This window comes from Novosphingopyxis baekryungensis DSM 16222, from assembly GCF_000420305.1.
Taxonomy (GTDB): Bacteria; Pseudomonadota; Alphaproteobacteria; order Sphingomonadales; family Sphingomonadaceae; genus Novosphingopyxis; species Novosphingopyxis baekryungensis.
Map to the genome: position 1 here is coordinate 220916 of NZ_ATUR01000005.1, position 14339 is coordinate 235254.

Consider the following 14339-nt stretch of genomic DNA (forward strand, 5'->3'; position numbering starts at 1 on the left):
ATGCGAGCAGAATTCGCGCACGAACAGGCGCAAACTTACCTTCGGCAACGCAACCGCTTTGCCGTGCTGGCAAGTGTCCTTGGCCTCACCACGCTGGTCAGCCTTGGCGCCGCCGTGACCCGCGACGAGCAGGTTGTGCTGGTGCCGATCACTGCCGAGCGGATCACCGTTTCGAGCGGCGGGATCGACGCGCCCTATCTCGAGCTCGTCACCCGCGACACGGCGCTGATGCTCCTCAACCGGGCACCCGAAAGCCTCGACTACTGGATGGCGAACATCCTGAAGCTCGCCGATCCCGCCGCGCACGGCCGCCTCAAGGCCGAGCTCGTCAGAATCGTCGAGGAACAGCGCGGCTCGGACATCAGCCAGGCCTTCGTGATCGCGGAAATGCATGTCGACCCCAAGGACCTGACCTCGACCGTCACCGGCACGCTCAAGACCTTTGTCGGCGCGCAGGTGATCGCGAGCCAGCGCCGCTCCTTCCGTTTCCGCTGGTCGAAGCGTGGCCTCAGCCTCGCGCTCGCCGGCTTCGAACAACTTCCCACCGACAAGGAGGAACCCGGCCAATGAGCCTTCTCCCATCTCCCTTCGCTTGTGCGCTTGCCGGAACCGGCCTTGCCTGTTTCGCGATCGGCGCAACAAGGCGCCCCGATCCCGGGCTCAAGCTGACCGGCCTCGCCGTAATCGCCTTCGCGCTCGCGCCGGTCCCGGCACATGCCGACCAGTTCGTCGAAGCGGCCGACAACGCGACCATCGACTGCGAGCTCGCGCGCGGTGAACTCACGCGGATCGCGCTCATCGATGACGGCTTTGCCAATGTCTCGAAGATCGCGAGCGGCTTTCCCTACAACGACTTCCAGGTGACGCACGAGCCGGTGCGCGGAGACATCTATATTTCCGTGCCTCCGCAGTTTGCCGCTGCCCGGGTCAGCTTCTTTGCGACCAGCAAGGCAGGCTACGTCTACAAATTCGCCTGCCGCCTCGGCGGCGAGGAAGCGACCCAACTCTTCATCACCAATCCCGCGCTCGCTAAAGCCGCGGCTACCGAATGGGAAACCGAGACCGGGCCGGAGGACGCCGCGATCCGCCTGATCGAGGCGATGGCGAGCGATGCCGTCCTGCCCGGTTTCACTGCCCGCGCCGAACTTTCGGCTCCCCGCCGTACCGGCGGGATCGAGGTCCAGCTGGTCGCCGAATACCAGGGCGATGAACTCACCGGACAGCGCTTCCTCGTACGCAACCTCGGCAAGGAGAGCCTTGCGCTGGGCTCCAAGCGAGAGGGTCCCGCAGGCGCGCTCGCCTTTGCCTACGGCCGCGATGCACTCGCTCCCGGTGAAGCAACCAGCGCCTTCCTTGTCTTTGCCACGGGAGGGCTCGACTGATGGCCGAGGCAACACAGAAGGAGGCCGAAAAGAGGCCCGTGCCGGGCTCGCCGGAAGCGCGCGAAAGCGGACGGCGCAACCTCAATTCGCAGATCGCGCAGCGCCAGAAGATGCTGCTCGCCGGGATCGGGGCCATCGCGCTCATCGGCGGCGGGATGTTCATCTTCGGCGGCGACGGCGACGAGACCGGCACCGATGCCAATGGTGCTGCGACGATCGACACTGGCGGTCTCGTCAATCGCAATCTCTCGCAGCGCGAATTCGTCGCGAGCTACGGCAACCGGCTCGACGCGCAGGGCCGCGCGATCAAGGATCTGCAGCAGGCCCAGCTGCCGCGCCCGGAGATCGAGCAGGAGCTCGAAGCTTTGCGCAGCGAGAACGCGCAGATGCGCTCCGACGGCCAGGCAGCAATCGACGCGATCTCGGCCGAGAACGCCAATCTGCGTTCACAGCTCAGCGACGCTGCGAAGGCGCCGGCGTCCGCACCGCCGCTGCCCCCGTCACCGGCCTATGGTCCCGGCGTCGGCACCGGCGGAGCTGTCCAGCCACCGCAAGGTGGGCCAGAACCGCAGGGCGGACAGCTCAGCCTGATGAGTTTCAGCGCGGAGACGGGCAAGGACGGCAAGCCGCGTGCAGCAGAGACTCCGCCCGCACTGCTGCTCGAAGCGAGCCGCGATTACCTGCCGCCCAACAGCTATGCACCGGCAACGGTCATCGTGGGTGTCGATGCCTCGACCGGCGTTGCCAGCCAGAGCGATCCGCTTCCCGTGGTGCTCCGGATCACCGGACCGGCCCGCTCGGTCATGCGCGGTAACAAGCTGCTCACCACCGACATCACCGGCTGCCTCGTCAATGGCGCGGCGCGCGGCGATCTCTCGGCCGAGAAGGTCTACGTCAAGCTGGTGCGCATGACCTGCGCGCAGCCGGGCGGCCGCTTCGCGGTGAGCGAGGTCAAGGGGTTCATCTCCTTCGCCGGAAAGTCGGGAGTGCGTGGTCGCGTAGTCAGCCGCGAAGGCAGCCTTGTCAGCCAGGCGCTGCTGGCCGGGATCGTCGGCGGCTTCGGGCGCGGATTCTCCGCCAACGCCAACGGCATTTTCACCGGTCAAGTCGGCGCCAACGGTCAGCGCGAGGCGCTGTCGCCGACCGACATTCTCGCCGGTGGCTTTGGCCAGGGTGCCGGCGAGGCCGCCGACACCGTCAGCCGATATCTCATCGAACGCGCCGAACAATACCAACCCGTCGTCGAGATGCCGACCGGCATAGAGGTCGAGATCGTCTTTCTCGACGGCGTCCACGTCAGGAGCCCCTCCAAATGAACTACAATGACCACCGGCCGGGCCTGAAGGCCCGCGCCGCCCACCTTGCCCTTGCCCTCTCGAGCGCCGCCGCCGTGCTGACGCTCGGCGTCTCTGCCGTCACCGCGATGCCTGCGAGCGCTGCCGGGATGGCGAGCGATGTCGCGCAGGCACTGAAACTGCGGCTACCCAAGACCCCGATCGATGCGATCAGCTGCGACACGCTTGGCCCTTGGTGCGAAGTCGTCTCGGGCGACACGCTGTTCTATATCGACGAGACCGCCCGCTACCTGTTCGTGGGCCGTCTCTACGACATGGAAGAGCGGCGTGACGTGACTGCCGCCCGCCTGCTCGAACTCAATCCCGACCTGCTCGCGGCCGGTGCGGCGCGCGTAGCCAGCGACGCGCCGGCGGGACGCGACGAAGCGCCTGTCCAGGCGGCCGCCAGCCATGTCGACCTCTCGTCGCTTCCGGCTGCGGGCGCGATCCATTGGGGCAACCCCAAGGGCGAAAAACTGGTCGTCTTCTCGGATTTCCAGTGCGGCTATTGCCAGCGCCTGACCGCCGAACTCGCCAAGGCCAAGGTCCATGTCGAAGAGCGGCCGATCTCGATCTTCGGCGCGGCAAGCCGCAAGATTTCCGAGGCGGTCCTGTGCGCCAAAGATCCGGCAAAGGCTCTCCATGCCGCCTATTCCGGCCAGGCTCCGGCGAGTGCCAAGACTTGCAAGGACGCCAAGGCACTCGATGCCAACGAAGCCTTTGCGAGAGCCAATGGGTTTGCCGGAACTCCAGTTATCGTGCGCGCCCGCGATGGAGCGGTGCTGCATGGCTACCGCGATGCCGCAGCGATCCGCCGCTTCGTTGCCGAAGGCAAGGGAGAGGCGCAATGAGCCGGCTTCCGATCCTTCGCGCCGTGGTGCTCGCCGCGCCGCTTCTCTTGGCCAGCGGCTGCGCCAGCCTTGGCGGCAACGTCAAAGGCAATTTTGCCTGCCGCGCCCCGGAAGGGACCTGCGCGCCGACCTCCGCGATCGATGCCGGGGCGACGGGCATCGAAAAGGCCGACACGTCTGATGTTCATCGGACGGTGACCCCGACCGGCGAAGCAGTTCGCCGCCTGCAGGTCGTGCTGACGCCCTACCGTGACGCGGCGGGCCGCGACCACGAAGCACGCGTCGTTCACCTGACACTGCCCGAACAGGCAGGGACTGGCTGGCGACCCCCGCAGGGCCGCCGCGAAGTCCTGCGCTCGCTGGCATCGACCATTGCCGCGACGCGCGCGGACAACCCCGCAACCGATTTTCAACCAACAGACACATTGCCGGAACAGCTGTTCATCCCCTCGCAGCCCGTTCCGGCGATGCCCGGCGCCGACGCGCCGGAACCCGGGGGACCTGGCTCGCTTTCCCCTCCCCGCGAGCCGGTCCCCCATCCTGAAACACCTGAAGGAGAGAGCCGGTGACGCTATCCCTTGCTGCCGCGCGCGACGCACTCTCGCGGGGCCTGTTTGCCGACACGGCACGCGCCGAAAAGCCCCAGGCCCATTTCGGGCTCGACATGCTCTCGGATTGGTTACCCTACCGGGTCTATGACGACGGGGCGAAGCTCTACCGCAACGCCCGCTCGAAGGGCTTCATGCTCGAAGTCACCCCACTGATCGGGGCCGACGAACGGACCGGCGAGATCCTCGGGCAGTTCTTCTCCGAAGGCCTGCCGCAGGGTGCCTGCCTCCAGGTCCTGAACTTCGCGTCACCGCGGATCGGTAGCGTGGTCGGCCCCTGGTTCGCTCCGCGCTACGAGCAGGGCGGCATCTATGAGGCCATCGCCAGGGCGCGAACAAAGCGCCTCTACGATCTCGTCTGGAATTCGGGCTCGGCGCATGCGCCTTTCCACGCCCGCAACGTCCGGCTGATCGTCTCGCTCGGCGTGCCCGTGCCCGGCAGCGTAACCGACGCAGAACTCTCCGAATGCCGCGAAGGGCTGATGGGCATGCTCCATTCGCTCGGCCTCCACGCGCAAGAACTGCGTCCGGGCGGCCTCTTGGCGCTGATCGACGAGCTTACCTCGCCGACCACCGCGCATGAGACCGATATCCATGCGTGGAACCCGCACGACACGCTCGATGTCCAGGCCATCCGCCGCGACATCGAGCTCGAGGTCGGCGACGATCGCCTGATCCTCAGGACCGAGCGCTTTCGCGAGACCGGCCTTGACGAAGAGGGCAATCCCGAAGTCGGCGAATGCTATCCCGACCATTTCGACGTGCGGCATTATGCCGTGCGCTCGACCCCTGAGCGCTGGGCACCTTGGGAATGCGCGCGGCTCATCGGCGACATGTTCACCGACAAGCTGCGCTTCCCCTGTCCAACGGCGACCATGCTGTGCCTCGTCTACCCCGACCAGGAAGCCGCCTCGGCGCGCGCTGGCTTCAAGTTCATGCGCACGACCAGCCTCAGCCAGACCAAGAGCGCGCGCTTTCTTCCCAAGCTCGCCGAACAGTCGGCCGAATGGCGTCACGTCCAGGCCGAACTCCAGGCCGGCAAGAAGCTCGTGAAGCTGTTCTACGGGCTCACCAGCATCTCGCCGCTCGGCCAGGGCGACGCGCACGAGCGCATCATCAAGGCGATCTACAAGGCAGCGGGCTGGGATTTGGCAGACGAGCGTTTCCTCCAGCTCCAAGGCCTCGTCGCTGCCTTTCCCCTGAGCCTGGCCGATGGCCTCGCCGACGACATGGCGCGGTTGAAGCGCCTCAAGACGATGCTCTCGACGACAGCGGCGCATATCGCGCCGATGCAGGGCGAGTACCTCGGCGGCGTGATCCCGCACCTCCTGCTTGTCGGCCGCCGCGGCCAGCCCTTCTGGTGGTCGCCCTTCGAAAACACTGCCGGCAATCACAATATCGCGATCTGCGGCAAGTCGGGTTCGGGCAAGTCAGTGCTGCTGCAGGAACTTTGCGCCGCCCTGCGCGGCGCGGGCGCCAAGGTCGTGGTGATCGACGACGGGCGCAGCTTCGAGCATTCGGTCAAACTCCAGGGCGGACGCTTCGTCGAGTTTACGCTCGCCTCGGGCTTCTCGCTCAACCCCTTCTCGATGGTCGACGATGCCCGCGCGCACGAAGACGAGGACTACCGCCTCGACTGCTTCGCCATGATCAAGGCGATCGTCGGCCAGATGGCGCGTCCCGGCACCGCGCCGAGCGACACCGAACGCGGACTGATCGACCGGGCCGTGACCGCGACCTGGGAGGCCCTGGGAAGCGGCGCATCGGTCGACGATGTCGCACATGCGCTTCACAATTCGGAGAGCGAGGCCGGTCGCGATCTCGCCACCGCGATCGCGCCCTTCTGCCGCGGCGGCAGCTACGGCGGGTTCTTTGCAGGCAAGGCGAGCTTCGCGCTCGACGATGATTTCACCGTCTTCGAGATGAGCGATCTCGCAAGCCGCGAGGAACTGCGCAGCGTCGTCCTTTCGGCGATCATGTTCATGACGAGCCAGGCGATGACGCGCTCATCGCGAGCCACCAAGAAGCTGCTGCTGATCGACGAGGCCTGGGCCATGCTCAAGGGCGGGTCGATGGGCGAGTTCGTCGAGACCTATGCCCGCACCGCGCGCAAATATGGCGGCGCGCTCGCCACCGCGACCCAGTCCCTCAATGACTACTACAAGTCCGATGGCGCGCGCGCTGCCCTGGAAAACAGCGACTGGATGCTGGTGCTCCAGCAGAAGGCCGAGACGATTGCCGATTTCAGGGCGAACGCGCGGCTCGACATGGACGACCGCACCGAGACGCTGATCCGCAGCCTCAAGCGTTCGGGGACCGAGTACAGCGAGGTCTTCATCAAAGGCCCCGAGACCGAGGCGGTCGGCCGGCTCGTGCTCGATCCCTTCTCGGCGACGATCTACTCCTCCGATCCCGACACCTATGCGGCGATCCAGGACTGCGAGCGGCGCGGGCACAGCCTCGCCGATGCCATCCGCATCGTGGCGGGAGGCGGACAATGATCGTCTCGCATCTTGCCGACCGGACCCTTCAGGCCAACCTCCGCAGCCTGCTGCCGTTCCTGCAAGGGAGCTGCTTCGTCCTCATCGAGACCGCACGCTTTGCGGCGACTTCGCTGCTGATCGTGCTGGGATTGCCGCTTGCGCTGTTCCTGTTCGTTGCAGGCTGGGATCTTGGCGGCCTCTTCACCCAGCTCGCCAATCTGTCGGACCGTTATCTCGAAGCCAACAGCCTGCGCCGGAGCCTGTTCAGCCAGGACCTCAGGGGCTGCTTCCTCGTCCTTGCGGGCGGGGTGACGCTGTTTCGCATGCCCCGCTTCCTGAAGCGGCTCGCGGCCGATCTCGACAACCATCCTGCCCGGGAGGAAAGCCGTGACTGACACGCGCAGATTACCATCTTTCAATCGCCCGCTGCTGCTGAGAATTCTTGGCGTGCTTGCGCTCGTGACCGCACTGCTCTGGGCAGCCTGGGTCAGCCGCGAGCTGTCCGAGCCGCGCCAGCAGATCGTCACCGTCCGGCTTGCCGAGACCATCGCGGGTTTCGTCGATGCCGAAGCGCGCGCAGAGCAGGATCCCGAAGCCAGCCAGGCGCGCGTGCTCGCCTTCCTTCAGGCGTCCGAACGCGCCGTTGCAGAAATGGGAACCGATGGCCGCGTGGTGCTGGTCGGCGAAGCGGTGCTCGCAGGCGATGCCCCCGATGCCACCGACGAACTGCGCATGCGGATCGACCGCCAGCTTGGTCGGGGAGGCGGTCAGTGAAGCACTTTGCCTCTCGTCTTGTCCGCACGGTCAAACGACCGCTTGTCCTGACCGCGCTGGTGCTTTTGCCGCTCGGATGGAGCGCAGTCGACGCCTTCGCGAAAGACCATGCCTTCCTCATCAACGCCAGCCCGAGCCTGCCCAACTGGGCTTTCTGGCTCGACAAGCATGCGCGGATCGAGCGCGGCAGCCTGATCTTCTTCGAGCCGCCGGCAAGCAGACTCGTTGAAGTGCATTTCGGAAAAGGCGCGCAGCTCTTCGGCAAGCGGGTGCTGGGCGTGCCGGGCGATGTCGTCAGCCACCGCGGTCACGAGGTCTTCATCAACGGTCAAAAGATCGCCGCCCGGCTCGATGAGACCCGTCTCGGCATTGCGCTTCATGCAGGCCCCGAAGGACCGATCCCCGACGGCTGCTTCTACACCGGGACCAACCATCCCCGCGGCCTCGACAGCCGCTACGCCGAGATCGGCTTCGTCTGCCGCGGGCAGATCCTCGGCAGCGGGAGGGCGATCCTGTGAGCAAGCTCATCCTCCCTGCAGCGCTGCTTGCAGTCCTGCTCTGCCCTGCCGAGGTGCTGGCGCGCGACTATGGCCAGCGCGGCACGGTGTTTCCCGTGATCGAACGCGACCTCCTCGAACAGATCCATTCGCGCCTGACGCAGATGGAACGTTCGGGCGAGACCGCGCGGCTCAATGAAGACCTGAAGCGCCGCACGATCGCGCGGGTGAACCGGCCCGACCCCGTCGCCGGGATCGTCCGGGCCAGCGAAGCCCGGCGCTGGCACTTCGATCCGACGATCACGCTCGCTGCCGATATCCGCGGGGCAAAAGGCGAGCTGATCCATGCGGCGGGCACGAAGGTCAATCCGCTCGACAGCGTCGGCCTTCGCAGCGATCTCCTGTTCCTCGACGGAGACGATCCCGACCAGCTCGCCTGGGCGCTCAAGCAGGGCAGCAATGCCAAGCTGATCCTGGTGAAGGGCGCGCCGCTCGAGCTGATGAAGGCTCGCCAGCGCCGCTTCTATTTCGACCAGGGCGGCAAGCTTACGGAAAGGTTCGGGATCCGGTCGGTGCCCGCGCGCGTGCGCCAGCAAGGCCGCATGCTCGAGATCAGCGAAATCGCGCTGCCACCGAGAAGGAGGACAGCCCAATGACGCACTCAAGAAAGCTGGCGCTCATGCTCGCCGCCATTCTTGGTCTCGCGACCGCGACGCCTGCGATGGCCGATGCCGGTCCTGGTCGCTGCACCGGCAGCTTCGTCAACCCGATCACCGATATATGCTGGTCGTGCCTGTTCCCGATCTCGATCGGCGGGCTGGACATCTGGCCGTCGAGCCGGCCCGATCCCGACAACCCCGATCTGCCGGTGTGCCTGTGCGGTCTGAGGCCCGGGATCGCGATGGGCTTCTGGGAACCGGTGCGCCTTGCCGATGTCAGCATGAAGCCGTGGTGCTTCGTGAACCTCGGCGGCATGAAACTCGACCCGGGCTTCGATATCGGTTTTCGCTCGATCTCGGGTCCTTCGGCGGTGGGTGGTGCGAGCCAGTATTATTCGAGCTGGCATGTCCACTGGTATGCCTATCCGCTGATCTACTGGATGGAGATCGTCGCCGATTTCCTGTGCCTGGAATCGGGCTCGATCGACATTCTCTACATCTCCGAGATCGATCCGCTGTGGCAGGATTCCGAGCTCACCGCGATAATCAACCCCGAGGCCGTGCTCTTCGCCAACCCGTTGGCGCTCGCCGCCTGTGCGGCCGACTGCGCCGCCTCGACCGCGAAGCTGCCGATCGACGAGATGTTCTGGTGCGCGGGCTGCCAGGGATCGATGTACCCGATGAACGGCAATGTCTCGGCCAGCATAGGCCACGTCCAGGCCTCGCGGCTTGTGCTCTCGCGCTTTGCCTACAAGCTCCACCGCGAACTCGTCTCGTGGGGAACGATGGGGTCCAAGGGCCTGTGCGGCAAATATTTGATGCCGGTGATGCGCAAGCAGCAATACCGCTTCCAGGCCACCAACCCCAACCCGGCGACCTCTGGCCGTTACGCCTGCCCGCCCGTCGGCGCCTCCACCACCTTTCAATCGACCGGACAGGTCATCCCCGCCATCGGCGAAGACATGGGATACCTCGTCTGGCGCAAGCGGAACTGCTGCGCGCTATGAACAAACACCTCCTTCTTTTGCCCGTCGGCCTTGCCGTCACCCTCGGGGGCCTCGCTCTCGCCCAAAGCGCGCCCGAAGGAATCGACCTCGAAGCGATCCGCGAGCGTGCGGCCGAACATGCCGATGATGCGCAGGCGCTCAGCACCAATGTCCGCCAACGCGCCGAGGCGCTGACCGAGGACGCACAGGCTATCGAGGCGCAAGCGCAGGCCAATCGCGCGGCCTATGCGGACAGCCTCAAGGCAATCGAGACCGACGCCATCCTCGACTTCGACGCGATGATCGCAGGGCAAGCCGCCGCAGAGAAGGCATCGCTTGGGACAGCCCCGCGCTTCATTGCCTTTGCCAGCCTGTCGATGCCGCCAGAAGCCCTGAAAGCACTGGTCCACGACATGACCAGGGCGGGAGGCGTCACCGTGCTGCGCGGCTTCCCGCAAGGAAACAGCGAGGCGTTCAAGAAGCGGCTCGCCGCAATTTGGAGCAACCGCGACGCGACCGGTTCGCTTGGCATCGATCCGCGGCTCTTCCGCGCTTTCAACATCGAGGCCGCGCCGAGCTTCGTCATGCTCAGCACCGAGTTCAGCCCCTGCGACGGGTTCGATTGCACCAGCGAGGTGCCGCCGCACGACCGCATCGCCGGCAACATCAGCGTCAGCGAAGTCCTCGAGACCTTTGCCTCGGGCAAGGGTCCGGGCGCCGAGCTTGCCCGCCTCCACCTGCGCCAGCTCTTCAGCGAGGAACGGCCATGACCGGCAGAACCCTCGCCAATCTCCTTACTGCACTCGTCGTCCTCACAAGCGCGGCTTCCATGCAGGCTCAAACCCGCGATGCGGCAAGGGCTGACGGGAAGGACTTTGCCACCGAGCTGCTGGGCGAGGCGCGCGATGCCGCAACGACCAATCCCGACGCGGCGCGCGTTCCCAATTTCGATCCGCAGGCGACGCGCGATCTGCAGGATCTTGCGCGCGATCCCGACCAGATCGAGGCCCGCGCCCGCAGCGCCGCCACGACCAGCACGCCGATGCGGACGATCCGCGACAGCATGGCCAATCGCGCACGGTTCGAACCGAACGAGATCGAGGACGTGATCGCGCGCAGCCTCGCCATCAACGAGACGCCGCTCGACTACACCAGCGGCATGGCAATTTCTGGCAGCCAGGGATCCTGCGTTCCGCTGCCGCCCGGTTCGGGGTCGGCGGGCACGTATACCGCGACCTGCAATACGGGCACCCGGATCGATCAGTCGGTAGGCCAATGCACGGTGCCGCTTGTCGCCAGGGTCAGCCAGCAACCGCAGTACCATTACCTTTGCAGCCCATTGGGCAGCTTCACCATGTCAGGTGAGCCGGATTGCGAAGAGTTCTCGGGCGCTCTTTGCCGGGTGACCGGACACCGGGACGGTCCTTGCCTGCAGTGGGGTTGGTCCGGCGGTCGCAAGTGGTGCACCGAGCCGGGCGATCCGCTGACCGAGCTGACCTGCGACGAACAGGTCACAGGACAGACGCCCTACCGCGTTACCAACGCGACCACCGTCACGACGACCCCGGACGAAAGCCAATGCACAGGTCTTGCGGGCAATAGCGATTGCACGCTGGACGCCGAGATCTGCACCGATGCCGATCCGCAGACCCGCGTGAGCGACGGCGTCTCTGTCACGCGGCCCTGTTGGGAATGGCAACGCAATTACACTTGCATCGCGCGTGAAGCGGCGACCGACTGCTCCGACATCGAAAGCCAGGGAACCTGCCGCTTTGTCCGCGAGGAATGCCTAACCGACGAAACCCCGTGCGAGACCTGGGAGCGCATCTACGAGTGCCCGCTCTCCGGCACCGACAGCTCCACCCAGTATGTCTGCGATGGTGATGTCTATTGCATCGATGGAAGCTGCGAGACGATCGAGCGCACTGCGAACGACGAGTTCAAGGATGCGGTTACCGCGCTCCATGCGATGGACGAGGCCCGCGGCCAGTTTGATCCTGATACGCTGACGCTGTTCCGCGGCACGCGTAACACCTGCTCCTCCAAGGTCTTCGGCGTGCTCAATTGCTGCAAGGGTAAGGGCTTCCCGCTCATCCCCGGCATCAGCCTCTTGGTCGCACTCGGCTGCAACCGCGAAGAAGTGCTGCTCCACGAACGCGATGCGCAGGGGCTGTGCGCTTATGTGGGGACCTATTGTTCGGACAAGTTCCTCGGCATCTGCCTGACCAAGAAGAAGGTCTACTGCTGCTTCGAGAGCAAGCTCTCGCGGATCCTGCAGGAACAGGGCCGCCGCCAGCTGCCCAAGCCGTGGGACAAGCCCAAGGAAGAGCAGTGCGAGGGGTTCACTCTCGACGAGTTCGCCCGGCTCGACCTCGGCCAGATGGATTTCAGCGAAGTCTACGCCGAGTTCACGGAGGCCGCACGGCTCCCCGACGAGCTCGAGGCCAGCATCCTCATCCAGCAAAAAATCGAAGACTATTACGCAAGGAGTGGCCAATGACGCGCCGCCGATCACTGCCGATGCTGGCCCTCCCAGCATTGGCAATGTGTCTCGCTCAACTGCTTCCCGTTCGGGCAGTTGCCCAGGAAGCGCGGCAGGCAGAGCCAGCTGCCTCGGCAGACAGCCTCTACTGCGAGCAGCGCAGGCTCGGCTACTGGTTCTATTGCTTAAAGCCGGTGCCGGCAGACGAGCCGCAGATGGAGCAGCCACCGGCCCAGGTAACCGCCACGCAAGAACTCGACGCGGTCACGGGGGAACTGCGCGAACTCAAAGCGCGCGCGATTCTCTATCCGACGTCGGAAAACGTCACCGCCTATATCCGCTTCCAGCGTGCCCAGCTCGACCGGGCTTCGCTGTTCTCCGATGTCTGGCAGCGCGCGATTTGGCAGGATCCCGAGCTCGACTACACGCTCGAACGACCGGTCGGCGCGCTTGCCAAGAAGCAATGGCAGGACGCGCGCGCTGCCGACCGCGATGCGGTGATGGCCAGGCTCTCCGAGCGCTATGGACTGTTCTACTTCTTCGCCCAGACCTGCGGCGCGTGCGAAGTGATGAGCCCGATCGTGCGCTCGGTAGCAGACCGCTGGCATATCACGGTCCGGGCGATCTCGACCGATGGCGGGCGGTCCCGGCACTTCCCCGACTACAAAGTCGAAAGCGGCCAGCGGCCGCGCATGGGGCTCGAGCCCGGCATCACCCCGGCGCTCGTGCTGTGGGACAACGTGGCAAAGCGCCCGATCCCGATCGGATACGGCGTGCTGTCGGCCGACGAGCTGCAGGACCGAATCTACCTCCTCACCTCGAAGGAAGCCGGACATGATTACTAGCATCCGCAATGCGGCGCTCAGCATAGCTGCCGCCAGCATGGTCGCGTCCCCCGTCGCCGCAAACGTCGGCGACAGCATGGACCGCTTCATGGACGACATGGGCGCTGCGGCCAATGTCACCGGGCCGAGCGCGTTCGAAGGCCAGTCGGCGGGCTATTACAGCCTTGGCAATGTCTGGACGCGCTTCCCGCAGAAGACGACCAACATTGCCAATCTCCAGCTGCCGCGCGCACGTGCGGGCTGCGGCGGTATCGATATCTTCGCGGGGTCCTTCTCCTTCATCAACGCGAGCGAAATGGTCGCTCTGCTCAAGGCCGTCGCGAACAATGCGGTGGGGTTCGCCTTCAGCCTCGCGATCGATACCGTCTGCCCTGAATGCTCGAAGATCATGCAGGAGTTCAGCCAGAAGGCGCAGCTCATGAACAATCTCTCGATCAACTCCTGCGAGATGGCGCAGGGGCTGGTCGGCGGCGTCTGGCCCAAGGGCGATCTCGCCGACAAGGCGATCTGCGAAGCGATCGGCAATTCCGAAGGTATCTTCACCGACTATGCTGCCGCCAAACACGGTTGCGGCACCAGGGGTCAGCGCGCCTCGACCAATGAGAGCGCCGGCGCCGACTATGCCGACGTCAATCCCGGTGTACCGCGCAATTACACCTGGCATGTCCTCAAGCAGAGCGCCTTCTTCAACCCTGGTGGCACCTTCGACCGCGACCTCGCCGAGTATGCGATGACGCTCATCGGCACGGTGATCTACGTGCCGCCCCGCGATGACGAACCAGGCAAGTTCGTGCCTTTCGCAGGCGATGCCTCTTCGACGCTCGTCACCGCGCTGCTCGACGGGACGCAGGGCCAGTCGGTGCGGGTGTTCCAATGCGATGAGCCCGACCAGTGCCTCAACCCCACCTTCCAGCAGATGAGCCTCACGAGCGCGAAGGCCATCCGGCCGCGCGTTGCCGGGCTCATCGGCAGCATGGTCGAGGCCATCCGCAGCGATACCGCGATCGGCGACGAGGAGAAGGAATTGCTCCAGGTGGCATCGGTGCCGCTCTACAAGATCCTCACCGTGCAGGCGGCCTATGGTCGCGGGATGGCAACCGACGACCGCGACACGCTGGCCGAGATCGCCAGCATCGATCTCCTCTATGCCATTCTCGAACGCATCACCGCCGAGGCCGGACGCTCGATGGCGAGCTTCATCGCGGCCGATGAAGCCAAGCTCGCGATCTGGCGCGCTCAGGTCGCCGATGTCCGGTCAAGCCTCGCCCAGCGGCATGCGACCGGGCAAGCACGGGTCTCGGCGATCATGCAGATCATCGAGAAGACGGCGATGATCGAGAATATGCTCGCTGCTTCGATGTCGCCGTCGATGGCCGCCGCGCTCGACTGGTCGCGCGGGATGCAGTCCCGCTCCATCGTTCCATAAGGGGCAGGCAGC

Annotated in this window: 15 protein-coding genes; all 15 read left to right on the plus strand. The window is 65.5% G+C overall.

Going from position 1 to position 14339, the window contains the following annotated elements; genetic code table 11:
* Genes G410_RS0110285 through G410_RS0110355 form a run of 15 tightly spaced genes read left to right on the plus strand, consistent with a single transcriptional unit; the run spans nt 1 to nt 14327 of the window.
* Entirely contained in the window at nt 1-570 is a 570-nt protein-coding gene (locus G410_RS0110285) for a type IV conjugative transfer system protein TraE (protein WP_022673574.1), read from the plus strand.
* Nucleotides 567-1382 (plus strand): type-F conjugative transfer system secretin TraK, encoded by an 816-nt coding sequence (locus tag G410_RS0110290; RefSeq protein WP_022673575.1) that lies wholly within the window; start codon nt 567-569, stop codon nt 1380-1382. The genes G410_RS0110285 and G410_RS0110290 overlap by 4 nt, the downstream gene beginning before the upstream one ends.
* Nucleotides 1382-2698, plus strand: coding sequence for a TraB/VirB10 family protein (locus G410_RS0110295; protein WP_022673576.1), 1317 nt, complete (start codon nt 1382-1384; stop codon nt 2696-2698). The genes G410_RS0110290 and G410_RS0110295 overlap by 1 nt, the downstream gene beginning before the upstream one ends.
* The gene (locus G410_RS0110300; RefSeq protein WP_022673577.1) at nt 2695-3567 is read left to right on the plus strand and encodes a DsbC family protein; all 873 of its coding nucleotides are present in this window, start codon (nt 2695-2697) and stop codon (nt 3565-3567) included. The genes G410_RS0110295 and G410_RS0110300 overlap by 4 nt, the downstream gene beginning before the upstream one ends.
* Entirely contained in the window at nt 3564-4136 is a 573-nt protein-coding gene (locus tag G410_RS0110305; RefSeq protein WP_022673578.1) for a hypothetical protein, read from the plus strand. Before G410_RS0110300 ends, G410_RS0110305 begins: the two co-directional genes overlap by 4 nt.
* Complete coding sequence (traC, locus tag G410_RS0110310; protein WP_022673579.1) at nt 4133-6676, plus strand: type IV secretion system protein TraC; 2544 nt, start codon at nt 4133-4135, stop codon at nt 6674-6676. The genes G410_RS0110305 and traC overlap by 4 nt, the downstream gene beginning before the upstream one ends.
* A complete protein-coding gene (locus tag G410_RS0110315; protein ID WP_022673580.1) occupies nt 6673-7053 on the plus strand; it encodes a hypothetical protein in 381 nt (126 codons plus the stop codon). The genes traC and G410_RS0110315 overlap by 4 nt, the downstream gene beginning before the upstream one ends.
* Nucleotides 7046-7432 (plus strand): type-F conjugative transfer system protein TrbI, encoded by a 387-nt coding sequence (locus tag G410_RS0110320; RefSeq protein ID WP_022673581.1) that lies wholly within the window; start codon nt 7046-7048, stop codon nt 7430-7432. Before G410_RS0110315 ends, G410_RS0110320 begins: the two co-directional genes overlap by 8 nt.
* Nucleotides 7429-7950 (plus strand): S26 family signal peptidase, encoded by a 522-nt coding sequence (locus tag G410_RS0110325; RefSeq protein ID WP_022673582.1) that lies wholly within the window; start codon nt 7429-7431, stop codon nt 7948-7950. The genes G410_RS0110320 and G410_RS0110325 overlap by 4 nt, the downstream gene beginning before the upstream one ends.
* Nucleotides 7947-8585, plus strand: a complete 639-nt coding sequence (gene traW / locus G410_RS0110330; protein ID WP_022673583.1) for a type-F conjugative transfer system protein TraW — start codon at nt 7947-7949, stop codon at nt 8583-8585. The genes G410_RS0110325 and traW overlap by 4 nt, the downstream gene beginning before the upstream one ends.
* A 23-nt stretch (nt 8586-8608) precedes the next feature.
* On the plus strand, nt 8609-9595 hold the full coding sequence (traU, locus tag G410_RS0110335) for a conjugal transfer pilus assembly protein TraU (RefSeq protein ID WP_245559342.1): 987 nt from the start codon (nt 8609-8611) through the stop codon (nt 9593-9595).
* A gap of 17 nt (nt 9596-9612) precedes the next feature.
* Nucleotides 9613-10344 carry a type-F conjugative transfer system pilin assembly protein TrbC gene (gene trbC, locus G410_RS0110340; RefSeq protein WP_028971345.1) on the plus strand — a complete coding sequence of 244 codons (732 nt, stop codon included), beginning with the start codon at nt 9613-9615 and terminating at the stop codon, nt 10342-10344.
* Nucleotides 10341-12074, plus strand: coding sequence for a conjugal transfer protein TraN (locus G410_RS0110345; RefSeq protein WP_022673586.1), 1734 nt, complete (start codon nt 10341-10343; stop codon nt 12072-12074). The genes trbC and G410_RS0110345 overlap by 4 nt, the downstream gene beginning before the upstream one ends.
* Nucleotides 12071-12901 (plus strand): conjugal transfer protein TraF, encoded by an 831-nt coding sequence (locus G410_RS0110350; RefSeq protein WP_245559343.1) that lies wholly within the window; start codon nt 12071-12073, stop codon nt 12899-12901. The genes G410_RS0110345 and G410_RS0110350 overlap by 4 nt, the downstream gene beginning before the upstream one ends.
* Nucleotides 12891-14327, plus strand: coding sequence for a conjugal transfer protein TraH (locus G410_RS0110355; protein ID WP_022673588.1), 1437 nt, complete (start codon nt 12891-12893; stop codon nt 14325-14327). Before G410_RS0110350 ends, G410_RS0110355 begins: the two co-directional genes overlap by 11 nt.
* The last annotated feature ends 12 nt before the right edge of the window (nt 14328-14339 follow it).

Excerpts from the sequence above, each read along its gene's own strand:
- G410_RS0110285 (WP_022673574.1), top strand. The coding sequence starts at position 1 with ATGCGAGCAGAATTCGCGCACGAACAGGCGCAAACTTACCTTCGGCAA.
- G410_RS0110290 (WP_022673575.1), top strand. The coding sequence starts at position 567 with ATGAGCCTTCTCCCATCTCCCTTCGCTTGTGCGCTTGCCGGAACCGGC.
- G410_RS0110295 (WP_022673576.1), top strand. The coding sequence starts at position 1,382 with ATGGCCGAGGCAACACAGAAGGAGGCCGAAAAGAGGCCCGTGCCGGGC.
- G410_RS0110300 (WP_022673577.1), top strand. The coding sequence starts at position 2,695 with ATGAACTACAATGACCACCGGCCGGGCCTGAAGGCCCGCGCCGCCCAC.
- G410_RS0110305 (WP_022673578.1), top strand. The coding sequence starts at position 3,564 with ATGAGCCGGCTTCCGATCCTTCGCGCCGTGGTGCTCGCCGCGCCGCTT.
- G410_RS0110315 (WP_022673580.1), top strand. The coding sequence starts at position 6,673 with ATGATCGTCTCGCATCTTGCCGACCGGACCCTTCAGGCCAACCTCCGC.
- traU (WP_245559342.1), top strand. The coding sequence starts at position 8,609 with ATGCTCGCCGCCATTCTTGGTCTCGCGACCGCGACGCCTGCGATGGCC.
- G410_RS0110345 (WP_022673586.1), top strand. The coding sequence starts at position 10,341 with ATGACCGGCAGAACCCTCGCCAATCTCCTTACTGCACTCGTCGTCCTC.
- G410_RS0110350 (WP_245559343.1), top strand. The coding sequence starts at position 12,071 with ATGACGCGCCGCCGATCACTGCCGATGCTGGCCCTCCCAGCATTGGCA.
- G410_RS0110355 (WP_022673588.1), top strand. The coding sequence starts at position 12,891 with ATGATTACTAGCATCCGCAATGCGGCGCTCAGCATAGCTGCCGCCAGC.